Raw genomic sequence first — 25,365 nt, forward strand, 5'->3', positions numbered from 1 at the left:
AAACAATTTGGTGTATTTTGTTTTGTTTCTAACGATATTTAATTTCGTTTTGGACGGACATAAGTATACCAAAATTCAAAAACTCAATAAATGAGTCATTCAATTAGGAATAATTCAATCCTAATGAATTTATTATTTTTAATGTCTTCGTCCTTTATATTTTAGGAAACAAAAAGATGAAATTAAATAAATTAGCGTTAGTTCTTGGCTTAGGTTTATCTGTTGCTGCGGGTTCTACATTTGCTGCTGATCCAGTAAAAGATCAAGGTCACGGTACAGTTAAATTTGTTGGTTCAATTATTGATGCTCCTTGCTCAATTACTCCAGATACAGAAAATCAAACTGTTCCATTAGGTCAAATTTCTACTGCTGCATTAAAAGATGGTGGTCGTAGTAATTCTCGTGACTTTAAAATTTCTTTAGAAAATTGCACAACTGAAACTTATAAAACAGTTCAAACAACCTTCACTGGTTCAGAAGATGCAGACATTTTAGCTGGTTCTTTAGGTATTGAAGGTATCGCTAAAAATGCTGCTGTTGTTATCACCGATGCGGGTGGTAAACAAATCAAATTAGGTACACCAAGTGCAGCTCAAAACTTACGTGATGGTAATAACGATCTGAACTTTGCTGCTTACTTACAAGGTTCTTCTGCAGAAGCTGCTGTTCCTGGTGACTTCACTGCAATCGCAACTTTCGCACTGACTTATCAGTAAGAAAAAATAAGTTCTGTACAGGGATGTACAGGGCTTTTTTTCCTGTGTCTATTTTTAACGATTTTTTTCTTACGGAGAAAAATATGAATCGCAAGATGACACCACTATGGCTATGCCTTATTGCCAGCTTACTGACAACAACAGCAGTAGCAAGTGATGTAAAACAAGATAAAAACATGCATCAGCGATTTGGGGTACTTAATCTTTCAGGCTCGATCTTAGAACCATCTTGTACGATTGCTGCGGGAAGTGGTGAACAAGTTATTCCACTGACAATGGTTTCTATTCCGATGCTGGTGACTGAAGGGCAAGGACCTATCGAGTATTTTTCTATCAGATTAACGGAGTGTACGCTAATTGAACAAAAAGGTCAGGAAGCGGACAACCCTCGTTTTATTGCAACGTTTGAAGGTCCCTCTAACGAGAATGGTAATTTTGCACTCACTGGTGAAGCGAGAGGTGCGTCATTAGCTATAGCTGATCGTTATGGCAGGCGAGCAATTCCGGGTAAGCCATTACCCCCTGTTGGCATTGACTCTAAATCAATGGCATTACTTTACCAAGCGCGAATAGTCAAAAATAACGAAATACCAAAAGCTGGAAATTACCGAACAACGCTGCGATTTAAGCTGGAATACTATTAAATGGATCGGGTTGGATAACTTATGGTTAGAACATTCAAAACCGTTGGTTTAGGGACGGAAAAAAAGAAAAAACAACATACTATTCGGCCTGTTGCTGTACTGATCTATTTAATTCTTACTGGCGCCTCCAGTATTTCAAGTTCAGCTTTAGCAAATAGTAATATTGAATTTAATGCTGATATTTTGGATCTAAAAGATAAGCAAAATATCGACTTATCAGATTTCTCTCGCGCTGGCTATATTATGCCCGGCCGATATGAGTTTGTTATTCGTGTGAATAATAATGAACTCCCTGAACTTTATAATATTAGTTATGTAGTGCCTGCCAATGATCCTAAAGGTAGTGAGGCTTGCTTACCGCCTGAATTGATCCACCAAATAGGGCTCAAACCTGAATGGGCTGAAAAAGTGAAATATCAAGATAATGGAAGTTGTCTTGATATTTCTTCCATTCCCGGAATGACGGTAAATGCAAGTCTGGGAAATGGCAATCTTATTCTTACTATTCCTCAAGCGTATCTTGAATATTCAGCGCCAAATTGGGATCCACCTTCTCGTTGGGATCACGGTATCTCAGGAGTACTTTTCGATTATAACGTCAATGCTAACGTAACAGATCCCGCTAAAGGGAAACAGCGCCAACAAGTTACAGGCTTAGGAACCGTGGGAGCAAACCTTGGTGTTTGGCGTTTTCGTGCCGATTGGCAAGCAAGTTATCAGCATACAACGGGTCTTCCTGATAGCACTGAAAATAGTTGGAAATGGAACCAGCTTTATCTTTATAGAGCGATCACGCAATTAGGGGCTCGCTTTGTAATGGGGGAGACTTACTCACGCTCTGACATTTTCGATAACTTCCGTTTTACCGGGGTTAATTTGTCTACGGATGACAATATGCTGCCACCTAACTTAAGAGGATATGCCCCTGAAGTAACGGGAGTAGCAAAAACGAATGCGAAAGTAACGATTAGCCAGCAAGGTCGTGTGATCTATGAAACTCAGGTTGCTCCCGGGCCGTTTCGTATTCAAGACATCAATGATGCAGTGAGTGGCAAATTAGACGTGCGTGTTGAAGAGCAAGATGGATCTGTTCAAGAATTCCAAATGGATACTGCAAGTATTCCTTATTTAACACGTCCGGGTCGAGTCCAATATAAATTATCTGCGGGTAAACCGTCAGATATGAACCGTAATACGGAAGGCCCTATTTTTGGTATGGGTGAATTCTCATGGGGGATCAGTAACGGTTGGTCACTTTATGGTGGTTCATTAGTATCGGGAGATTATAACTCGGTTTCTGCCGGTATTGGTCGTGACCTAATGGCGCTGGGTGCAATCTCTTTTGATGCGACACATTCTTGGGCCAAAATTCCAAGTGATAATAAGCGTTATCACGGTGGCTCCTATCGTTTAAGTTACTCAAAACGTTTCGAACAAATAAATAGCCAAGTGACATTCGCCGGCTATCGATTCTCCGAACGTGACTTTATGAGTATGAATCAATATTTAGATCGCCGTTATCGTGGTGGTGAAGAAGATAACAATAAAGAGCTTTATACCATTATGTTTAGTAAGCAGTTCCCTGAATGGGGGTTGAGTGCTTACTTAAACTATAGTCATCAGACTTATTGGAATAAGCCTAATAATGATAATTATAACTTGTCATTAGCCAAAACGATGGATATTGGTAGCTTCAAAAATATCAATCTCAGTCTGTCGGCGTTTCGCAATAAATTTAATGGCACCAATGATAATGGTGTTTATATGAATGTCAGTATGCCTTGGAGCGATCGCGCGACCATTAGCTACAACACAGTGATTAATAAACACGGTAATTCACATAATGTCAGTTATTACGATCGTATTGATGACAATAGTAGTTATCGTGTTGGTGCTGGTTTAAGTAGTAACGGTAAACCATCCGCAGATGCCTATCTCATGCATTATGCTGATACCGCCTTAGTGACCGCCAGTGCGAGCCATATTAATGGCGAGTACACATCAGCCACATTATCACTACAAGGTGGGGCAACACTAACACCAAAAGGTGGTGCATTACACCGCACAAGTCGTATTGGTAGTACTCGTTTACTTATTGATACAGATGGTATTTCTGATGTACCAGTGAAAAGTATCGGCGCGATTACTCGTACCAATGCTTTTGGTAAAGCGGTACTGCCTGATATCAATGATTATTACCGCAGTAGTGCCAGCATCGACCTTGATCAGATGCCAGATAATGCTGAAGCATTACGTTCAATTCAACAATTAACCCTAACAGAAGGTGCAATAGGCTACCGCCACTTTGATGTGGTATCGGGGCAAAAAGCCATGGCTGTCATTCGCTTACAAGACGGAACTTATCCACCATTTGGTGCCAGTGTCACAACTGAGAAAGGGCGTGAGCTCGGTATTGTCAATGATGGTGGAAATGTCTATCTGACGGGGATTAATAGTGATGATGTATTGAGTGTGCGTTGGAATGGTCAAGAGCAGTGCAAAGTCCGTATTCCAACATTAGTTGAAGGATTATTTATGTCTTCTTTATTACTGACTTGTAGTGATGGAGACGCAACACCTTCGACAATCAATCAAAGAACTGAGCCCTTACCTAAACCTCAACTGATTACACAATAAGGTTAGGAAAGAAGGGAAAGATAAAAATAATTTCAGACAAAAAGAGTAATTCAAAATGATTTTATCAAAGCGCTTATTCATTGTAACAACCACTTTATTGACTGGAATGGTCTTTACTAGTCAAGCCCTTGCTGCGATTGCTTTAGATAGGACGCGTGTCATTTTTAATGGTGCAGATAAATCTATTAGCTTAAATGTCAGCAATCAAAACAAAGAGCTCCCTTACTTGGCTCAGGGCTGGATGGAAAATGAAAATGGAGAACGTATTGACAGCCCATTATTAGTTTTACCTCCAATTCAGCGTATTGAGCCGGGTGATAAAAGCCAAGTAAAAGTACAGTCATTACCAGATATTGCCAAGTTACCACAAGATAGAGAAAGTGTTTTCTATTTTAACTTGCGTGAAATTCCACCTCGTAGTGATAAACCTAACGTGTTGCAAATTGCATTACAAACACGAATTAAACTGTTTTATCGCCCAGCATCAATTTACGCCACACAAACGGATCTCACTCATCCTTGGCAGGAAAAAATCACCTTAATAAAGAAAGGTGATCGTTATGAAGTGAATAACCCAACACCTTATTACGTGACATTAGTGGATGGGTTGACAGGATTACAAGGAAAAAGTCTAGATGGTTTTGAACCGATCATGATTGCCCCTAAAAGCACAGGAACGATAAATCTACCTATTTCTGCGTTTGGCTCATCACCTGTACTCAGTTACATCAATGATTACGGTGGACGCCCACAGATGAAATTCACCTGTAATGGCAATGAATGCAAAGTCACAGAAACATCAGCAGGAAACTAAATAGGCCTATTTTATGAAAATGGAACAGCGGTTTAGCCCAAGCAAAGCAGTGTTGATTCTTATTTTGGCAACGTTTACTGGAGGCCTAAGTTTTACTGCTGTTGCGAATTTACCCGCGAGAGCGGTGAAAGATATTATTCCGGGCATTGTTTATATCAATATTTCAGGGAATGTCATTGCGCCACCACCTTGCTTAATTAATGACGGCAAAATGATCGAAGTTAATTTTGGTGAGGTGATGAGTACACGTATTGATGGTGTTCGCTATAAAGAGCCTATCCACTACACTGCGACTTGCCAAAAAATGCCAACCAATGCGATGAAAGTTTATGTCACGGGTAGTGCTACTGGCTTCGATTCAAATGCGCTACAAACAAATATTACAGGATTGGGGGTACGTATTCTATATCAAGGAAACTTATTAGATTTAGGCAAAGCGGTGAATTTTACCTATCCCAACTTACCTGAATTAGAAGCTATTCCTGTTCGTGATCAGAATGAAGCCTTAGTGGGTGGTGATTTTGTCGCAAGTGGCACACTGCATGTGGATTATCAGTAAGAGGTCAGAAGATGAATAAATTAAAGTACATGTGTCTGATTGCATTACTGAATTCTTATTCTGTCATGAGCGCAGACGCACCTAATATGAAATTGTTTGGCACTTTATTAGTGCCGCCACCTTGTGTCATCAGTAACAACGAACTGATTGATGTCTATTTTGGGCACAACGTAGGTATTCATAAAGTAGATGGCATTAACTATACCGAATCAGTGAATTATCGATTGGTCTGTGATCCAAATTTAAAAGGTTGGGATTTAGGGCTTTCTATTATTGGTCCTAAAACACAGTTTGATGAAGCTGCGCTACAAACCAATATTCCTGATTTAGGTATTCATCTCACACAAGATGGTAAGCCTTTTAAATTAAACGAGCGTATTGCGATATCACCCGATAATCCACCTGTGATCCAAGCCGTACCAGTTAAAAGACCGGGTAGCACTTTGCCTGAAGGTGCATTTGAAGTTTCAGCAACACTGCTTGCTGAATACCAATAGGAGCGTATTGATGAATATAACAAGATTATCGATCCCGTTCGTATTGAGTCTGGCCACATTTATGGGATTAACATCAAACGCTTTCTCTGCACCAGACAATATGCGCTTTCACGGCATATTGGTCGATGAGCCTTGCACTATAAAGCCCGGAGACGAAACCGTTGAGTTAGATTTTGGCAATATTCCAGACAAAAACCTTTATGCGTATCAAAGAACACCAAGCAAGTTGTTTCAAATACGCTTGTCTGAATGTGACTTAACGATTGGTAAAAGCGTCAAAATCACCTTTAAAGGCGATGAAAATCAAGCCATGGCAGGACAAGGTTTTTTAGCGATCAGCCCAAGCAGTCAAGCTGCGGGTATTGCTGTTGGACTGGAATCCGAAAATGGAAATGCGCTACCTGTTAATAAAGAAACAGACAAAATGTCATTAAGTGCGGATGACACAATTTTAAATTTTTATGCCTTTATTCAAGGGGAGCCGGATGCGATTGCTAACCAGTCCATTAAACGCGGCCCATTTAGTGCAATAGCCACATTTCATTTGAATTATGACTAATTATTAGGGTTGAGGTTTTTTATGTCCATATTAAAGCGATTTCCGGCTTTATGTATTGCAATCGGTTTGCTGTTTTCGGCACCTGCGATGGCATCCATCTTTTCTTATATAACCGAATCAACTGGAACACCAGCAAATGCAACCTATACCTATGTTATTCAACGCTGGGATCCTGAAGATCCTTACACCCCAAATCCTTGTTATGGTTGGAGTAAATGCTGGATAACCATTAACCATAAACATGATGCTAATGGTTCTCCAGGATCTGCGGTAAGAAGTATTGTCCGTGTTGAAAAAGAGCGTTATTTAGCTGGCGTTCGTGATGCGGTAATGCGAATGGAAAGTTTTCCAATACAAGGCACTGCTCGACATGTTGGTGATCCACTTACCTCAAACCAAGAATGTGTCGGGTTATTTTATGAATCTAAGGAAGGAGGTTGGTCTCCAAATGGGCGTTTATTACCAGGATCACTATGTGGTATTGCGCCACCACCAGTAGGTGCCTGCAAAATAACAGAAGGCGCTGTAAACCTAAATTATGGCGATATTGATGAAGTGAGTTTAGAAAATGCAACACGTGCTCAAAATATTAATGTCACTTGTAACTTGGCAATGAAAGTTCTAGTTATCGCATCAGGCTCAGACAGTGGCCGAGTACCACTGCGACCTGATAATAGTCTTTATGCCGATTTGTTTCTTGATAATTATCCTGGTGAAAAAGGTACTGTAATTGATGTTCCTGCAAATGGAACCATACCTGTAGAGGTTAAATCAGTTTTACATACCAATGGTCGCGTTGCTCCAGGATATTTCTCTGGTTCAGGTTCAATTATTTTAACGATGCCTTAATCATGATAATGGGTGAATATTATGATGAATTACGATTTTACAGATATTGATGTTAATGCGTTAGTTGGCAAGAGAATTCAAAAAAAACGTAAAGAATTAGGTTATACCGGTGTGCAGATTGCTGAAAAAATCGGTGTAAGCCAACAGCAATTTTCTCGCTATGAGAGAGGGATGAATAAAATAGATTTAAGTTACCTCGTTTTATTGGCTAATTACTTGAATACACCTATTTATTGGTTTTTCGAAGACTGCTTTACCTCTAAATCTTCATCTGAAAATCAGGGTATTGATAAACGCAGTAGCATCATGGCTGAAGCGATGCCTGATGTTTTTTTATACTAGTGCATATCGCTAAAGGGTACTCAAACTTGATGCTTTAGTGTGTATGCTTTTCTTTGATTGATTACCAAATTGGTAAGGCAGGGGAAACCCTGCCCTTTTTTTATGCTAAAAAATACTAAGTACTGTTAGTTAAATTTGAGTTATTGATTGTGCTATCAGTAAAAAAGGGAAGGTATAGATAATCAATTTTTACTCTTTTATAAGAGGTGAAAATTGGTCATAAAAGTAAAGTTGTCATTTTAAGATGATAATAATTATCTAAAACATGCCTTTTGCTTAAAATGCATAATAAGAATACTCTTAAAGAGAGTATTTTAAAAAAGTGCATTTCTATTAGGTTAAACATGTCTTTTTTTATTACATCATGAAAAAGATAAATAAAGCTAACTTAATTTATTAAATAAAGATCTTCTAATAATGATACTCTTATTAAGAGATAATTGGTTGAATAATTAAATAATATTAATGAAATTCTCTATTTTTATTTAAATTCTTAACTTGTTATTATTTAATCGATAAAAGATTATTTCTAATATATACCTTAAAACTTACTTATTTAGATTAATTAACTTATTCGAAAATGAGTTAAATTTATTCAGATAATATAAAACTATCCCTGATTTATCGTAAAGATAAAAAACTCCAATATTCTTATTGAAAAAGATTTGATAATTAAAAAACAAGTAATAACGACTAATATATATACGCATTAAATGAGTAATGTTAAATTTATATATATTAAATGTAATTAAAATGTATTTAATGGTGTTTCTTTTTGGATAAAAATATGTGGATTCTATGGGAAGGCAATAATATGAATAAGCTAATAATGAAATTAGTAGCAATACGTAAAATAGTCAAGGCACCAATAAATAAATAATTTAAATATTTGAAGTGGCTATTAATAAAATACATTAAAAATTTTACCCAAAAAAAGCGTAATCATTCTCAATCAAATTATTATATTTTTAGTTTTTTTTGCGAAAAAAATGTACATTACACGAATTTCTTTTTTGAATTATCAGTTAGTTAACGTATGGGAGTGTTCTGAATCAAAAAATGCAAATTGTATAAAAATTCGCTTTCTGACTTTAATTTCCTAGGTATAAACACTTATATGTAAATGTTAAATTTTTATAAAAACACTCTATCTCTGATTGGCTTATTTATATAATTAATTATAAATCAAATGGTTATGGTTTTTTTAATCTTGTTGTGTTATTTATTGTAAATGCATGTAATTATAAAAAATGTAATTATTAATTAATGTATTAAATACAATTAGTTATATGCATTTAATGTTTTATTTTTAATATTTATATTGATTTAAGATTATCAATAATGGATTGGTTTTGGTGTGGTTTCTATGTGGTAGTAAATAATAACAATAAATCAATTAACAAATTCACTATTTTGATTTACTTATAAATCAATATATTAAGGTGTGTTTGTTTCGTTATGTAAAATTTTAGTTATATTAAGTTAATATAAATAAATAATAAAATATTATTTAATTGACAGTTACTCCTATTCGTAAAAAGATAATTAGATCTTTTTACTTTAAATTCTTAAAAGGCAGAATTTAAATCTTATATATATCTTTTTAAGAGTATTAACTTGGTTTAAAAGTCCATTCTGGTTATTTTCAAAAAGTAATATTTTGTATGAAAATGTAAAAAAAACACCTAATATCAGTAAATTAATAAAAATGAATTTAATAAAGTTGGGGTGGTTTGACTTAATAAAAACCGAAGAGAATAATATGTCCAACTTGATATGTTTCCTTTATCTAATTTCATTATTAAATATGAAATTGATTAGGCGAAATTTATCAAAATATAGAAACTCTATTTAGTATGACATTCATTTAAGCAGTTTGCTTATATTGAATTTTATTATTTTAAATATCTTCGTTCTTATATTTTCAGGAAACATAAAGATGAAATTAAATAAATTAGGTTTAGTTTTAGGTTTAGGCTTAACTGTTGCTGCTGGTTCTGCATTCGCGGCTGATCAAGGTCATGGTACTGTAGAATTTTGGGGTTCAATCATCGATGCTCCATGTTCAATTGATCCTAACTCAGGTGACCAACGTGTTCCATTAGGACAAGTTTCAGCAAATGCTCTGAAAGATGGTGGCCGTAGCGTTTCTAACACTTTCAAAATCAAATTACTGCAATGCTCTACTGAAACTTATAAAACAGTTCAAACTACTTTCACTGGTGCTGAAGCAGCAGCTATCCTGCCTGGCTCTTTAGGTATCGAAGGTTTAGCACAAAATGCAGCAGTTGTTATTACTGATGCAGGTGGTACACAAATTAAATTAGGTGAACCAACAAAAGCTCAAACTATTCGTGATGGTTCAAATGATCTGAACTTTGCTGCTTACTTAAAAGGTTCTGAAACAGATGCAGCTGTACCAGGTGACTTTACTGCGATCGCTACTTTCGCATTAACTTACCAATAATAGATGTGTTTTTAAGCCCTGTATAAGGATGTATAGGGCTTTATTTTGAGCTTTATTTTATGGTTTACCTTATGGAGTAGAAAACAATGAATCGCAAAATGGTGTCACTATTATTACTTGTTGCAATAGGACTATTTGTTAAACCTGTAATGGCAGTGACCGACATAAAACAAGATGTAAAATCACATCAGCGATTCGGCGTGGTTAGCCTACAAGGCTCTATTTTAGAACCAACATGTACCATCTCAGCAGGAAGCCGAGAGCAAGTTATTTCTTTAAGTACCGTGTCTATTCCAACCTTAGCTATCGAAGGCCAAGGTCCTATTGAATATTTTTCGATTCGCTTAACAGAATGTTCTCTTGTTGACCAGAAAGGTACGCAAGCTGAACGTCCTCGTTTTATTGCTACTTTTGAAGGCCCCGCACAGAACGGATTATTCCAACTTTTTGGTGACGCGAAAGGTGTTTCGTTAGCTATTGCTGACCGTTATGGAAGATTAGCAATACCAGGGAAACCTCTACCTCCTGTGGATATTGATACAAAATCGTTGTCTTTGCTATATCAAGCAAGGCTCGTCAAAAATAACGAAATTCCACGAGCAGGTAATTATCAAGCAACCCTGCGTTTTAAACTCGAATATTATTAAATGGATTGGTTGGATTATTTATGGCTAAATCATTCAAAACTGCTTCACGAAAAGCAGAAAAAAAGAGTAATCAGCATACTATTCGACCTGTTGCAGCACTGATCTATTTAATTATTGCTGGTATGGCAAGTGCTTCTAATGTGGTATTTGCTACTAGTGACATCGAGTTTAACTCTGATATTCTTGATCTTAAAGATAAACAAAATATTGATTTATCTGACTTCTCTCGTGCTGGCTATATTATGCCAGGAAGATATGAATTCATTGTTAAAGTTAATAATAATGAATTACCCGATCTCTATACTGTTAATTATATTGTTCCCGAAAATGATCCTAAAGCGAGTATTCCTTGTATTTCTCGCGAATTGGTCAATCAATTTACGCTGAAACCAGAGTGGGTTAAAGCGGTGACTTGGAAGGATGGCGACACGTGTCTTGATGAGTCTTCATTACCAGGTATGACAACAAGCACTAACTTAGGTGCAGGTAGCTTTATTGTCACCATTCCTCAAGCTTATGTTGAGTATTCAACTGAAGACTGGGATCCACCTTCTCGTTGGGATGAGGGAATTTCAGGTCTTATTTTTGACTATAACGTCAATGCTAACGTCAATGATCCTGCAAATGGTAAACAGACACAACAAGTAACAGGGAGTGGTACTGCGGGTGCGAACTTAGGTGTTTGGCGTTTTCGTGCTGATTGGCAAGCAAGCTATCAACATACAACAGGCGTTAATAGTAGTTCAGAAAATGATTGGGATTGGAGCCAATATTATCTTTATAGAGCAATCACTCAATTGGGCGCTCGCCTTGTTATGGGTGAAACTTACTCACGCTCTGATGTTTTTGATAATTTCCGTTTTACAGGTATCAGTTTACTGACTGATGACCAGATGTTACCACCAAACTTACGCGGTTATGCTCCTGAAGTAACGGGTGTGGCGAAATCTAATGCAAAAGTAACAATTAGTCAGCAAGGACGAGTGATCTATGAAACTCAGGTCGCGCCAGGTCCATTCCGTATTCAAAATCTTAATGATGCTGTGAGTGGTAAGCTTGATATTCGAGTAGAAGAGCAAGATGGCTCAGTACAAGAATATCAAATGGATACCGCAAGTATTCCTTACTTAACACGACCAGGTCGAGTGCAATATAAATTATCAGCGGGTAAACCTTCTGATATGGACCATAAAACGGAAGGACCTGTTTTTGCAATGGGTGAGTTTTCATGGGGGATAACAAATGGTTGGTCTCTCTATGGTGGTTCATTAGTTGCAGGCGACTATAATTCTGTTTCTTTAGGTATTGGTCGAGATTTGATGGCATTAGGTGCAATTTCTTTTGATGCCACCCATTCATGGGCAAAAATTCCTAATGATGGTAAGAACTATCATGGTGGTTCTTATCGGGTCAGCTACTCTAAACGTTTTGAATCAATTAATGGTCAGGTAACTTTCGCCGGTTATCGCTTCTCTGAACGTGACTTTATGAGTATGGATCAGTATTTAGATCGTCGTTATCGCGATAACAATCGTGATAATAATAAAGAGCTTTATACCGTCACATTAAGTAAGCAATTCCCTGATTGGGGAATGAGTGCCTATCTTAACTATAACCACCAAACTTATTGGAATAAACCTAATAACGATTATTACAACTTATCATTATCTAAATTTATGGATATTGGTAGGTTCAAAAATATTAACTTTAACTTATCAGCGTATCGCAACAAATTTAACGGCACTAATGATGATGGTGTTTATCTGAATGTCAGTATGCCGTGGAGTGATAAAGCGACAATTAGCTATAACACTGTGATTAATAAACACGGTAATTCACATAACGTAAGTTATTTCGACCGCCTTGATGACAATAATAACTATCGTTTAGGTGCCGGTTTAAGTAGCCGTGGTCGTCCTTCAGCTGACGCTTATTATACCCATTATGGTGATACTGCATTAGTCACTGCAAGTGCAAGCCATATTCAAGGTGAAAATACATCAGCATCACTTTCGTTCCAAGGTGGCGCAACGTTGACACCAAAAGGTGGCGCATTCCACCGTACGGCAATGCCAGGCGCGGCGCGTCTATTAGTTGATACTAATGGTGTTTCTGGAGTACCAGTGAGAAGTTTAGGAGCGGTAAGTTACACCAATGCCTTTGGTAAAGCGGTGCTTCCAGATATTAATAACTATTATCGTAACAGTGCAACAATCGATTTAGATAAATTACCTGATGATGTCGATGCGATACGTTCAATACAACAATTAACCCTAACTGAAGGGGCTATTGGTTACCGTGAGTTTGATGTTATTGCAGGGCAAAAAGCGATGGCAATTGTACGTTTGAAAGACGGTACTTATCCACCATTTGGAGCAAGCATTACCACTACGAAAGGGCGTGAATTGGGGATCGTGAATGATAGCGGTAATGTTTATCTCAGCGGAATAAATTCAGGTGATATTTTAGACGTACGTTGGAGTGGTAAAAAACAGTGCACAGTACAAGTCCCTAAATTAGATGAAGGTTATTTTATTTCTTCACTATTATTAACTTGTGGATCCACTCCATCAACATCTTCTCCAGCAGAAGAGAGAACTGAATCACTATCTCAACCACAGCTTGTTAAAACAGAAGGTTGAGAAGGGAAAAATTAAACGATTTTATAAACAAAAGAGTAATTAAAGATGATGTTATTAAAGCGCTCATTCATTGTAGCAACCACATTATTAACTGGCATGGTATTCACTCAACAAGCCATTGCTGCGATTGCATTGGATAGAACTCGTGTCATTTTTAATGGAGCTGATAAATCTGTCAGCCTGAATGTTAGTAATCAAAATAAAGATCTACCTTATTTAGCACAAGGTTGGATGGAAGATATCAATGGGCAAAAAGTGGAAAGTCCATTAATCGTTCTGCCACCTATTCAGCGAATTGAACCAGGTGATAAAAGCCAAATAAAAATACAAGGCCTACCTGATGTCGCTAAATTACCTCAAGATAGAGAAAGTGTGTTCTATTTTAACTTACGTGAAATTCCACCACGTAGCGATAAACCGAATGTTTTACAAATTGCTTTACAAACGCGTATTAAACTCTTTTATCGTCCAGCAGCTATTTATGCAACGCAGACAGATTTAACAAATCCTTGGCAGGAAAAAATCACCTTAACAAAAAAAGGGGATATCTACCAAGTTAATAATCCAACACCTTATTATGTCACTATTGTTGATGGATTAACGGGATTAAAAGGAGAGAGCTTGAATGGGTTTGTACCTTTAATGATTGAGCCTAAAGGTAGTGCAAACCTTAATTTGAAAGCCTCTGCATTTGGTGTTTCACCTGTATTAAGTTACATCAATGATTACGGTGGACGCCCTCGTTTAAAATTTAGCTGTAGTGGTAATGACTGTAAGGTTGTAGAAACTGCAGTAGGAAATTAATAGGTTTATTTATGGATATGGAACAGCGGTTAAACACAAGCAAAGCAGTGTTGATTTTATTAATGACAACATTTACTGGTGTCCTGAGTTCAGCTGCTGTTGCAAATACATCATCAAGTATGTTCACACCTAAAGCGACGACAGTTTCACCGGGTATGGTTCCTGTTAATATCACCGGTTATGTTATCGCTCCTCCACCTTGTGTTATTAATAATGGGCAGATGGTTGAGGTCGATTTTGGCGAAGTAATGAGCACGCGTATTGATGGTGCTAACTATAAACGCCCCATTAATTATAAAGTTGAATGTAAAAAAATGCCGACTAATGCGATGAAAATTTCGGTTGTTGGTGGTGGTGCTGGATTTGATAGTAATGCGCTAAAAACAAATATTACTGGGTTGGGCGTCCGTATACTCTATCAAAATAAATTGTTGCGATTAGGACAAACTGTAAACTTTACTTATCCGAATATACCGATTCTTGAGGCAATCCCTGTTCGCGATTATTCAGCAACATTAAGCGGTGGTGATTTTTCGGCAATTGCGACACTTCGCATTGAATATCAGTAAGGAGCCGAGACTGTGTATAGCAAATTGAAACATGTTTGTTTGATGACTCTACTTGTAATGGCTCCATTATCAGTCAATGCCGCAGACGAACAACCTAATCTAAAATTATTTGGAACATTATTAATTCCACCGCCTTGTGTGATCGAAAATAATAACTTAATCGAAGTTTTTTTTGGCGACAATGTGGGGATCAATCGGGTTGATGGAATTAATTACACAAAACCGGTGAATTACACATTAAAGTGCGATCAAAATATAAAAGGTTGGGATCTTACCTTGTCAATAATTGGCCCTAAAAGCCAATTTGATGATGCGGGACTACAGACCAATATGGCAAATCTAGCTATTCATATGATACGAGATGGCCAGCCTTTTATTTTAAACGAACGTGTCATTATATCACCAAGTAAACCACCGATTATTCAAGCTGTACCTGTTAAAAAACCAGGAAGCACGTTGGTAAAAGGTCCATTTGAAGTCACTGCAACATTGCTCGCTGAATATCAATAGGAGAGTGAAAATGAAAATCAAGACATTATCACTTCCTGTTATTTACGGGTTAACGATACTGATAGGAAGTATGGCAACCGCCAATGCAGCACCGAAGAATATGCGGCTTTATGGCACGTTAGTGGATGAGCCTTGTGTGATTAAGCCGGGTGATGAAACTATTTCTCTGGAATTTGGTAATGTTCCTGACAAAACATTTTATATTGGTTCTGGAAGAACAAATAGCCAAGCATTTCAAATTCATCTATCAGAATGTGATCTTTCTCTTAATAAGAAAGTAAGAGTGACATTTAGTGGTACTGAAAATCAGGCAATGATAGGGCGAGGTTTTCTTGCATTAAGTGCAGGAAGTCAAGCTGAAGGTATTGCTATTGGCTTAGAAAATTCTGATGGTACTCCACTACGGATTAATCAGGAAACCAGCAATATCGCCTTAAATTCAGGGGATTCGATTTTAAGGTTCCGTGCATTTATACAAGCAGAGCCGAATGCTATTGCAAATGAATCAATAAAACGAGGTCGTTTTAGTGCAATAGCCACATTCCATCTGAATTATGATTAATCTTTACGATTGAGGTTAATATGTTTACCCCAAAACGATTATCAGCATTATTTATATTTAGTGTGATGATGTTATTTTCAACATCATCAATGGCAGCAATTTTTTCTTATATTACGGAATCAAAACCAGTAGGGCATAAGAATGATGGTGCTAACTATACCTTTATTATTCAACGCTGGGACCCTGAACCTCCTGGTGCATTAAATCCATGCTATGGATGGAAAAAATGCTATATTACTATAAATCACAGACACCAAGCTGATGGTTCCGGTGGTTCAAGAACAAAAGTTATTCTTAGAGATGCTGAAAAATATAGAACCATGGAAGAACTGCGCATTGCAGTTCTCAATAGTGGGAGATTACCATTACCTTATGGCCCGAGTGTTGCGAAGCATAGAGGTGTTCCTCTTGATACTCTTCAAGAATGTGTGGGCTTGTTCTATCAAGAAAGTTCAGGAGGGATTGCTGATGATGGGCGTTTATTACCGGGATCATCATGTGGTATTGCCCCTCCACCTGTAGGTGCTTGCCAAATTATCAATGGTTCCGTGGATTTGGATTATGGTCAAATTAATGAGAATGAAATCGAGAACGCCCGTCGTTCACAAACGATCCATGTTACCTGTAATAAAGATATGACAGTAAAAGTCATTGCAACGGGTATGGCGAGTGATCGCATTTCTTTACGCCCAGATAATAGTTTATATGCAAACTTATATTTAGGATCCCTTAATGGGGGCGAATATCCCGGGGAAGACGGCGCAATTATTTTTGTTCCCAAAGGTAGAGCAACATCAGTAGCAGTCAGTTCTGTATTGCACACTAATGGCCGTGTCGAGGCTGGATTCTTCTCTGGTTCTGGTGCACTTATTTTAACATTGCCATAATAGAGAGAGAATAGGTTAAAGCATGATGGATTATGATCTTATAGACATCAATGTGAATGAGCTAGTTGGAAAAAGAATACAGAGAAAACGTAAAGAGCTTGGTTATACTGGCGGCCACATTGCTGATAAATTGGGAATTAGCCAACAACAGTTCTCACGTTATGAACGCGGGTTAAATAAAATAGACTTGAGTTACCTTGTGACATTGGCGGTCTATTTAAAAACTCCCATTCACTGGTTTTTTGAAGATTGCTTTCACGTTGAAGAAGAAATTGAAGATAGACGTGCAAGTAAGTGCATATATTTTATAGCAGAAACTACGCCAGATGTTATCTTCTAATCAGTAAATATTTTCTCATTAATTGATAAATAAAAAGGGCAATTTATTATTGCCCTTTTTATCTTCAAAATATCAATGATATTGTCCTCTTAAAGATTTTTTTTTGTAATATTTCTTTTTCTTTCCTCAGATCATCAACTCTTCATTCTACGTATAGTCGAACGTTCAATATCTACTGTAAAATTAGTTGTTCATGTTACAAATAATCTAAAGTTTTAACCTATCCTGACCATTTATTCGTCATTATTTTCCCTTTTATAGTAATTACAACCGTTACTATCAGGTTTATCTGAGTGTTTAATCGTTTCTGACTATTAATTAATGGCATTTTTAATCAGAAAAGGTTAATAAATAATCAAGATAATGTTAAAAAATGTTATCTTATGCACATTTTTTAATTTTAGATATTATAAATTAATTTTAATGTAAGTTGTTTGTAATTGTATGATTAATTTTTAACTAATTGTTTATTAAGGTTAAAAATATTTTATTTAACAATTTTATCCTGATTATTATCTTAAATAAGGCATTTATAAATAGGATTAACAGATAGTCATAATAAAAAGGGTTGTGTACTGTGCATTTTCTGTTTTTTTATAAAAAGGATAAATGATGCAAACAAAAAAACAGGGAGGCAGTCGCTTTCTACGCACAGTGGAATGGCTAGGAAATGCGCTACCCCATCCCGTTATTTTATTTATTATTTTAATTGCTATTTTACTTGTCTCTTCGGCGGTTGGTGAATACTTCGGTGTTACGGTACAAGATCCCCGACCAGAAGGCGCCAAAGGACGCGCAGAAGATGGCTATATCCATATTATTAGTTTGTTAGATGCGGATGGTATTCGTCGTATATTGGCAAATGTCGTTACAAACTTTACTGGATTTGCACCTTTAGGTACGGTGCTGGTGGCGTTATTAGGTGTTGGTATTGCTGAACGAGCAGGTTTATTATCTGCGGTGATGCGTTTAGTGGTCATGAAAGCACCGCGTAAAATGACCACATTGGCAATTGTCTTTGCTGGTATTATGTCTAATACTGCAGCTGAATTAGGTTATGTGGTACTGATACCGTTATCAGCGATTATCTTCCATTCGTTAGGGCGGCATCCTCTTGCTGGTTTAGCAGCTGCGTTTGCAGGGGTTTCAGGCGGTTATTCCGCTAACCTACTCTTAGGAACGATAGATCCGTTATTATCGGGTATTACACAGCAAGCTGCGCGTATTATAGATCCAACCTATATCGTTGGTGCTGAAGCAAACTGGTACTTTATGTTTATCAGTACATTCCTTATTACTTTCTTAGGTTACTTCATTACAGAAAAAATCGTTGAGCCTCAACTAGGGCCTTATAACGGTAACGAACTTGATGATGAAGAAAATGATTTAAGGAATGCTGCTGAAGTTACGCCACTAGAAAAGAAAGCACTATGGGCTTCAACAGGGACATTTATTGTGATGGCCGTGATTTTGGCGCTAACGGTTGTTCCTGAAAATGGCATATTGAGAAATCAAGAAACAGGGCTAATTGGTAATTCTCCTTTCTTAAAATCTATTGTTGTCTTTATTTTCTTATTCTTTGCAATACCAGGTATTGTCTACGGATGGATTGCTAAGACAATGCGTACAGATAAAGACATCGTTGATGCTATGGCGAATTCGATGAGTACGCTTGGCCTTTATTTAGTGATTATTTTCTTTGCGGCTCAGTTTGTTGCGTTCTTTGGTTGGACAAACATCGGTCAGGTTATTGCTGTTAAAGGGGCTGCGCTACTTAATAGTATTGATATGCCAAGTGGATTGCTGTTCTTAGGCTTTATTTTAATCTGTGCTTTTATTAACTTAATGATTGGTTCGGCATCGGCACAATGGGCTGTGACAGCACCTATCTTTGTACCAATGTTAATGCTTGCAGGTTATGCGCCAGAGACAATCCAAGCGGCATATCGAATAGGCGATTCTGTCACTAATATCATTACACCTATGATGAGTTATTTTGGTTTGATATTAGCAGTCGCAACAAAATATAAGAAAGATACAGGCATTGGTACCATGATCTCTATGATGTTGCCATATTCCGTGATTTTCTTAATTGGTTGGTCATTATTGTTCTATTTATGGGTGTTTGTATTCAATTTACCAGTAGGGCCTGGCTCACCAACATACTACTCTCCAACAGCAGGTTAATTCTCTGCAATGATTGAAGCTTATACAGGGATGTATAGGCTTTTTCTATTTTGATATTTCATTATTTTTGTTCGGTTTCTTTTTTATGATTTACCAATTTTTTTGTTAATTGTGTGGCATAGTCTGCATGTAAAAATTGGGTATCTAAACCTGCTTGTTGCAATTTTAGCTCAAGTAATGCCAAACGCTTTTGCAGTGTTTCATCTTCTATTCCCGTTTCATTTAACGTACTTAGGATTTCCGCTAGAGATAAGGCTTCTTTTCTATCTTGCATTTCAGGTGGTAAAAAACCAGCATTCTTTAATAAGTGATAGCTTGCTCTGAGTGACTCAGGAACATGGCTATTATCATCAAGGATCAGTGGTTTTCCTTCACCTTTTAGTGATGAAAGTTCCCCTTTTTGTAACGCTTTTTCGATATGGCGTTCAGCCCACTCATCTAAAATAGACACTTTAAACCTCTTTTTTAGTAACTATCGCAATAGAAAAGATCACCACAAATTAAATTGACTTGCTTAGATTATATAATTTGATATTATATTTTTATATTATATATAAATATATTGATAGGGAATCAAAAATGAGCAAGTACAAAGAAATAGTAACAGACATTGCAGGTAACATGGGGGTATTGTCTCAAAATATTCCAGAAGTGATGAAAGCGTTTATGAGTACGACAAAAGCGGGTGGTAAAGAAGGCGCTTTAGATGCAAAAACAAAAGAATTGATCGCCATTGCAATTGCTGTTGCGAATCGTTGTGATGGTTGTATTGGATTTCATACAAAAACACTTGTAGAGCTTGGCACAACAGAACAAGAACTTGCTGAAGCATTAGGTGTTGCTATTTATATGGGCGGTGGCCCTTCAGTTATGTATGCATCCAACACCATGGGCGCTTTTAAAGAGTTTAGTAAATAAGATTTTTATCATCATATAATTAAACAACGTAATCAAAAACCAGAATTAGTTCATTCTGGTTTTTTTTTATTTATAGGCTTTGTTTACCTTCTGTTTATATTAACTGTTATCCTCTATGTTTTGTTTTAATACTATCTAGATAATCTTTTAATAAAAAGATGCCTGTTAATTAATAAAAGATTAATCTTTCATTATTTTAACTTCTAATGAGGCTGTTTTATTGTTTTGATTTATATGGGTAAAATGTTTATTAAGCATCATTTGGTTGGTTAAAAATAATAATTAATTATAATTTAATAAATAATAATTGAATCTTTTATAGGATAGCTATTCTAAGTGAATAGTTCATATAAAGTGATATTATTTTAACGAGGAATATATGCGTGTTGATGTTGTAGAAAGGTATAAATGGTTTCTACTTTTTATTTTTATATTTCTAACTTATTTAATTCCTCTCGAAACGCGACTACTCTGGCAACCAGATGAGATCCGCTATGCTGAAATTAGCCGAGAAATGCTGGTATCAGGTAATTGGTCAGTACCTTACATGCTGGATATTCGCTATTTTGAAAAGCCAGTATTGGGGTATTGGCTAAACAGTATTGCACAATGGTTATTTGGCGGAGGTAATTTTTCTGTTCGTATTGTTGTTGTGACTTCAACCTTATTAACCGGCTTATTTGTTTATCGTGCCACTATGCTAGTTTGGCATAACCGTACTTTGGCGTTTAATGCACTAGTGGTCTTTTTATCCTCGTTTCTTGTGTTAGCAATTGGTACCTACAATATTCTTGATCCTATCGTGACAATGTTTGTCACTATTGCGATGTATTACTTTTTAAGTGGATTATCTGCACAAAATAGAAAGTCAAAAATCAGTGCTTATATTTTAGTTGGTATTTTCTGTGGATTAGGTTTTTTAACTAAAGGTTTTATTGCTGTTGTGTTACCTGCGTTAGTTTTTGTTGTAACCGCAATTAGCTTATCTCGTTTTAAAGAAGTCCTTTGTTATGCGCCAGTAGCGCTTATCTCAATGCTTGTTATTGTGGGCCCTTGGGTGATTTCTGTTGCACTTCAAGCTCCTGATTATTGGCACTACTTCTTTTGGATTGAACACGTTCAACGCTTTGTTGAAAAGGATTCAGCAAGATCGCAACCTATATGGTTTTATTTACCTATTGTTGTTTTGGGTATTTTGCCGTGGTTAGGGTTCTTATTTGGTGCTCTTAAATCAGCTATTTTTTTGAAAAAGGGAACGCTTTATTTTTCGTTTTGGTTATTCCTATTTTTTGCATTCTTTTCTGCCTCCAGCGGTAAGTTATTAACTTATATGTTACCTTGTTTTGTGCCACTTTCTATATTGATTGCACATTACATGGAAGAGCTAAAAGATAAACAAAATGAAAAAATTCATAATATCAATGCGATCATAAATACTGTTTTTGGGCTTGTAGGCGTTTCTATTATTGTTTATTCGCTGTTCTCTACACGATTTACGTTATATGAAACTCATGAGCAAGATAAAGCGCTGCTGGGTATTGTGGGCTTTTTATTTTGGAGTGTGATGGGAATTGCTTCACTCTTTAAACCCACACGTTTACTGACTCTGTTTTGCTCGATAGGATTAAGTCTAGTAATTGGGCATGCCATTCCTCATAAAATTGAAAGCAAAAGCACCCCTGAAAAAGTAATTAACCACTATTACAGTGAGCTAGCAGATAAGCCTTATATTTTAACTGATGAAGTCGGGATTGGAACGTCCTTAGCATGGAGTTTAAAACGCACTGATATTCGTTTAACAGAGACGAAAGGGGAGCTTGCTTATGGTCTTGCATATCCTGATGTGCAAAATAAATATTATGATCTTAAGCAGTTAGTTAATTTAATTGAAGAGAATAACTATCAAGGGCTTGCGATTGTTTTAGTCCGACCAGAGCGAAAAAAAATATTATCTGTTATAAGTCAGCTAAAGGTAAAACCTATTGTAGAAAAACAGGGTGATTTAACATTTGTTTTCTTTAATTAACTGATTTAAAAGTCTATTTCTATTTTTCAAGAGACGATTATAAAAGAGCAAATAAATTTAGTTTCAGCTTTAAAATGACATCGATTTGATTTTTTGTGTTGTTTTTATGTGATCAAAGCCAAAAAATGGATTTTGTTGAGAAATATATTTTGCTCTTTTTAGTTTTAATGGTAGGTTTAAAATGTGTCCATTAAATCGGAGTTAGCTAAGCACTATATGACAAGTCACTTTACTTTATCAGAACCCCCGCCCAAACAAAATGTACTTATGAATGGGGGTAATTTATGCTGATTTTCCTAGCTGAATGTTTTATCGGTCTAGCATCAATTGCTCTTACTCACCGTGTATTAACGTTGTACGGTACTAAAAAGAAGTGATGATACCCGCTAGCTAAAATAAGTAATCAACAGTTGCTTATAATTAAAAGTCCTATATCTATCGCGATCTAGGACTTTTATAATTATCTCAATATCTCTTATTAAAAACTTAGCAATTCTATTGAAAATAACCTTCAATCAATTTTATTTTTTCAATATCCAATGTATTAGTATATTGATGTAATAATGCCCAAGCCTGAATATAATCATATTTAGCTTTAATTAAATCCTGTTGGGCGCGATATAATAATTCTTCAGCATTAAGAACATCGACCATTGTTCTTTGCCCACCAATATAACTTTTTTGAGTCGCATCTAGTTGTAATTTAGCAGAAGAAACAGATTGCTCATAGGCATTCAATTTAATATTACTCGTTGTGCATATTTGGTATTGATGACGTAGTTCTTGTTTAATTTGCTGGATAATGGCATCTCTTTCAAAAGCACTCATCTGATATAGTGCAGTAGATTGGCGCATTGAAGCTGTTGTTTTTCCACCATTAAATAAAGGTAAACTGACATAAAAACCAACATTCGCTGATTGATATTTCTGATTTACAGTATTATTGCTATCGGAATCGCTATTAGAATAAGAAGCATAGAGTTGCACTGTTGGGAAAAATTCACCTCTATTTTTTTCTACTTCTTGTTTTGCTATTGCCATTTCATAACGAGCTGTTTGAATATTGAGGTTGCTTTGCATAGCCTCATTTTCCCATGACTCGTAATTATTGGGTGTGATAGGTTGTAATATAAAACTATTATTGCTTAATTTTGCTATATGTTCTGCATAAGGAAGTGATGTACCAATCATTGAACTTAGTTTATTTTTAGCATTATCTAACTCAAGCTGGATATCTGTATATTGAGATTGAGTTAAATATAATCGTGTTTGGATCTCTGAAATATCTGTTTTTGTTCCTTCACCTAATTCGAATAAACGCTGACTTGATATTAGTTGTTTTTTATAAATCTCTTGCTGTGAAAGATTTAATAATAATTTATCCTGCGCATAAGCCAATTCTATATAATTATCTACTAATCTGATCACAAGCTCAGAAAATTTAACTTGATAACGACTGTCAGATAATAATGTTTTAATTAATGATGATTTATAATCACTAAATGCCGTGTAATCAAAGAGTGGCTGGCTAATAATGGCACTGACAGAATGACTTTGATAATTCTGATATTCGGTTCGTTCCATTTCTCCTTGATTCGTATTAATAGGATAAACTTTTCGTTGCCAATTTCGTGGGTTGTTTTGATAGTTTACATGTACGCTTGGAAGTAATTGAGATAATCCAATATTTTCATACTCTTTCCCCGCAACCTGTTCTTTAATCGCAGCATTAAACGTAGGATCATTTTTTACTGCTAAGAAATAGAGATCAGACAAACTGATGGCAAAAGCGTGAAAACTTAGCATCCATATAAATAAAATGGCAGAGAGTTTTTTTGTTTGCATCATTATTCTTCCGTCAATGAAGTATGGATCCTATCTAAAACAGGTTTAAATAAATAATTTAGTAATGAGCGATCACCTGTATTAATAAATACATCAACTGGCATTCCAGCCTTTAATTTATTTTTCTTGTCTTCAAGAAGCGTATTATCTTTAACATTAATAAATACTTGGTAATAAGGTTCTGTCGTTCTTTCATCGAGAAGTCTATCCGCTGAAATTAACGTCACCTCTCCGGGGATTTTAGGCGTTGTATTTTGATTGAATGCACTAAACATTAAATCAACAGGAAGACCAAGGGTAACTTTATCAATAAGATGAGGGGCTAACCGAGCCTCAATAATTAATTGGTGATCTTGAGGAACAACTTCCATTAATGTTTGACCTGTTCTTACAACACCACCTTGAGTAAAAACAGATAAATCCATTACTATTCCTGAAATTGGGGCAGTAATTTGCATTTTTTTCAGTTTATCTATTTCAATGATAAGTTGTTTTTCTGTTTCACTTATTTGTAATTGAACTTGATTAAGTTCAGTGCGTGCTGATTGGTAAAAATTAGCATTGCGTTGCAATATTTTTTGCTCATATTCCAACTTCTGTTTTTCTAATGTACTTATTTGCCCAAGTGTATCATTGAGATGGTTATTATTTTCAGCGAGTTCACGCTCAATTTCTTGATAACGATGGCGAGGAATATAGCCCTCATTAGCAAGTGTGTATAAATCTTTGATTTGATTTTGTAAGCTATTAATTTGATGCTGTTTATTTTGAGTGGATTTTTTTAAATGAATTAAACGATTAGAAACTCCATCAATAATAGCGTTATAGCCATTTATTTCACTATGCAATTCAATATACTTTTCATTAAGTAATTTGTTTTGAAGTAGTAATAATTTATTTAAATTCTCTGAAGGAGAGTAATATTCTTCATTAAGATCTAAGGTGAATTCTTTTTTTTCATTCAATTGAGCATATAAGCGCTGTTGAGTAATAAGTAAATTATCATATTGTTCTGATAAGGATTTTACTAAAGCTTTTGATTGAATAGGACTTAATTGAATAAGTGTTTGACCTTCGGTTACGCTATCTCCATTCTTTACTAAAATATCAGTAATAGTGCCTTCTACTGATGCTTGAACACTTTTTTTATTACCTGAAATTGAGACATTTCCTTTAGCCGATACTCCTTTATCTAAAGGAGCAAAAGCTGCCCAAAAAATAAAAATAGCAAGACCTAAAAGAATAACTGACCATCCTATTATTAAGAATTTCCTAGGATCATCTGAAATTCCATGAACAATATCGATTTCATTTTTTTTTGTGATCATAATAGTCTTCTCAATA

General features: G+C 35.9%; 24 protein-coding genes. 21 read left to right on the forward strand and 3 right to left on the reverse strand.

Annotated elements, in window-relative coordinates; all coding sequences use genetic code 11:
• The first annotated feature begins 176 nt into the window (after nt 1-176).
• The 19 genes from GWJ01_RS10090 (at nt 177) to GWJ01_RS10180 (ending at nt 19,232) form a co-directional block, all read left to right on the forward strand.
• Complete coding sequence (locus GWJ01_RS10090) at nt 177-716, forward strand: fimbrial protein (RefSeq protein ID WP_109401246.1); 540 nt, start codon at nt 177-179, stop codon at nt 714-716.
• A gap of 83 nt (nt 717-799) precedes the next feature.
• On the forward strand, nt 800-1,360 hold the full coding sequence (locus tag GWJ01_RS10095) for a fimbrial protein (RefSeq protein ID WP_098944003.1): 561 nt from the start codon (nt 800-802) through the stop codon (nt 1,358-1,360).
• A gap of 21 nt (nt 1,361-1,381) precedes the next feature.
• On the forward strand, nt 1,382-3,997 hold the full coding sequence (locus GWJ01_RS10100; protein WP_109401245.1) for an outer membrane usher protein: 2,616 nt from the start codon (nt 1,382-1,384) through the stop codon (nt 3,995-3,997).
• A 55-nt stretch (nt 3,998-4,052) separates the two neighbouring features.
• Nucleotides 4,053-4,811 (forward strand): fimbria/pilus periplasmic chaperone, encoded by a 759-nt coding sequence (locus tag GWJ01_RS10105; RefSeq protein ID WP_109401244.1) that lies wholly within the window; start codon nt 4,053-4,055, stop codon nt 4,809-4,811.
• A gap of 13 nt (nt 4,812-4,824) precedes the next feature.
• Nucleotides 4,825-5,370, forward strand: a complete 546-nt coding sequence (locus GWJ01_RS10110) for a fimbrial protein (protein WP_161711056.1) — start codon at nt 4,825-4,827, stop codon at nt 5,368-5,370.
• An 11-nt stretch (nt 5,371-5,381) separates the two neighbouring features.
• Entirely contained in the window at nt 5,382-5,867 is a 486-nt protein-coding gene (locus tag GWJ01_RS10115) for a fimbrial protein (protein ID WP_023581062.1), read from the forward strand.
• Between the two features lie 10 nt (nt 5,868-5,877).
• Nucleotides 5,878-6,426, forward strand: coding sequence for a fimbrial protein (locus GWJ01_RS10120; protein WP_109393353.1), 549 nt, complete (start codon nt 5,878-5,880; stop codon nt 6,424-6,426).
• Nucleotides 6,427-6,447: 21 nt separating this feature from the next.
• Nucleotides 6,448-7,275, forward strand: coding sequence for an MrpH family fimbial adhesin (locus GWJ01_RS10125; RefSeq protein WP_075673423.1), 828 nt, complete (start codon nt 6,448-6,450; stop codon nt 7,273-7,275).
• A 21-nt stretch (nt 7,276-7,296) separates the two neighbouring features.
• Nucleotides 7,297-7,617, forward strand: coding sequence for a helix-turn-helix domain-containing protein (locus GWJ01_RS10130; protein WP_109393354.1), 321 nt, complete (start codon nt 7,297-7,299; stop codon nt 7,615-7,617).
• Between the two features lie 1,939 nt (nt 7,618-9,556).
• The gene (locus GWJ01_RS10135; RefSeq protein ID WP_161711057.1) at nt 9,557-10,084 is read left to right on the forward strand and encodes a fimbrial protein; all 528 of its coding nucleotides are present in this window, start codon (nt 9,557-9,559) and stop codon (nt 10,082-10,084) included.
• 86 nt (nt 10,085-10,170) lie between these two features.
• Nucleotides 10,171-10,731, forward strand: coding sequence for a fimbrial protein (locus GWJ01_RS10140; protein WP_109393356.1), 561 nt, complete (start codon nt 10,171-10,173; stop codon nt 10,729-10,731).
• A gap of 20 nt (nt 10,732-10,751) precedes the next feature.
• Complete coding sequence (locus GWJ01_RS10145; protein ID WP_161711058.1) at nt 10,752-13,373, forward strand: outer membrane usher protein; 2,622 nt, start codon at nt 10,752-10,754, stop codon at nt 13,371-13,373.
• Nucleotides 13,374-13,418: 45 nt separating this feature from the next.
• Nucleotides 13,419-14,177, forward strand: coding sequence for a fimbria/pilus periplasmic chaperone (locus GWJ01_RS10150; protein WP_109393358.1), 759 nt, complete (start codon nt 13,419-13,421; stop codon nt 14,175-14,177).
• Nucleotides 14,178-14,188: 11 nt separating this feature from the next.
• Nucleotides 14,189-14,746 carry a fimbrial protein gene (locus tag GWJ01_RS10155; RefSeq protein ID WP_161711059.1) on the forward strand — a complete coding sequence of 186 codons (558 nt, stop codon included), beginning with the start codon at nt 14,189-14,191 and terminating at the stop codon, nt 14,744-14,746.
• A 12-nt stretch (nt 14,747-14,758) separates the two neighbouring features.
• Nucleotides 14,759-15,256, forward strand: a complete 498-nt coding sequence (locus GWJ01_RS10160; RefSeq protein WP_234566043.1) for a fimbrial protein — start codon at nt 14,759-14,761, stop codon at nt 15,254-15,256.
• Nucleotides 15,257-15,266: 10 nt separating this feature from the next.
• On the forward strand, nt 15,267-15,818 hold the full coding sequence (locus GWJ01_RS10165; protein ID WP_109393360.1) for a fimbrial protein: 552 nt from the start codon (nt 15,267-15,269) through the stop codon (nt 15,816-15,818).
• Nucleotides 15,819-15,838: 20 nt separating this feature from the next.
• Complete coding sequence (locus GWJ01_RS10170) at nt 15,839-16,705, forward strand: MrpH family fimbial adhesin (RefSeq protein ID WP_109401240.1); 867 nt, start codon at nt 15,839-15,841, stop codon at nt 16,703-16,705.
• A gap of 22 nt (nt 16,706-16,727) precedes the next feature.
• Complete coding sequence (locus GWJ01_RS10175) at nt 16,728-17,045, forward strand: helix-turn-helix domain-containing protein (protein ID WP_109401239.1); 318 nt, start codon at nt 16,728-16,730, stop codon at nt 17,043-17,045.
• A gap of 612 nt (nt 17,046-17,657) precedes the next feature.
• Nucleotides 17,658-19,232 carry an AbgT family transporter gene (locus GWJ01_RS10180; RefSeq protein ID WP_109393363.1) on the forward strand — a complete coding sequence of 525 codons (1,575 nt, stop codon included), beginning with the start codon at nt 17,658-17,660 and terminating at the stop codon, nt 19,230-19,232.
• A 61-nt stretch (nt 19,233-19,293) separates the two neighbouring features.
• On the opposite strand, the gene GWJ01_RS10185 is transcribed toward GWJ01_RS10180, so the two are convergent.
• Nucleotides 19,294-19,683, reverse strand: coding sequence for a DUF1992 domain-containing protein (locus GWJ01_RS10185; RefSeq protein ID WP_109401238.1), 390 nt, complete (start codon nt 19,681-19,683; stop codon nt 19,294-19,296).
• A gap of 128 nt (nt 19,684-19,811) precedes the next feature.
• On the opposite strand from GWJ01_RS10185, the gene GWJ01_RS10190 reads away from it, so the two are divergent.
• Both GWJ01_RS10190 and arnT read left to right on the forward strand, forming a co-directional pair.
• On the forward strand, nt 19,812-20,150 hold the full coding sequence (locus GWJ01_RS10190) for a carboxymuconolactone decarboxylase family protein (RefSeq protein WP_109393365.1): 339 nt from the start codon (nt 19,812-19,814) through the stop codon (nt 20,148-20,150).
• Nucleotides 20,151-20,529: 379 nt separating this feature from the next.
• Nucleotides 20,530-22,176: a lipid IV(A) 4-amino-4-deoxy-L-arabinosyltransferase gene (gene arnT, locus GWJ01_RS10195; protein ID WP_161711060.1), complete on the forward strand. Its 1,647-nt coding sequence runs from the start codon at nt 20,530-20,532 to the stop codon at nt 22,174-22,176.
• Nucleotides 22,177-22,671: 495 nt separating this feature from the next.
• On the opposite strand, the gene GWJ01_RS10200 is transcribed toward arnT, so the two are convergent.
• Nucleotides 22,672-24,024 carry a TolC family outer membrane protein gene (locus GWJ01_RS10200; protein WP_109393367.1) on the reverse strand — a complete coding sequence of 451 codons (1,353 nt, stop codon included), beginning with the start codon at nt 24,022-24,024 and terminating at the stop codon, nt 22,672-22,674.
• Complete coding sequence (locus GWJ01_RS10205) at nt 24,024-25,349, reverse strand: HlyD family type I secretion periplasmic adaptor subunit (RefSeq protein ID WP_109393368.1); 1,326 nt, start codon at nt 25,347-25,349, stop codon at nt 24,024-24,026. Before GWJ01_RS10205 ends, GWJ01_RS10200 begins: the two co-directional genes overlap by 1 nt.
• Between the last annotated feature and the right edge of the window lie 16 nt (nt 25,350-25,365).

The organism is Proteus sp. G2618 (assembly GCF_009915995.1).
GTDB lineage: Bacteria > Pseudomonadota > Gammaproteobacteria > Enterobacterales > Enterobacteriaceae > Proteus > Proteus terrae.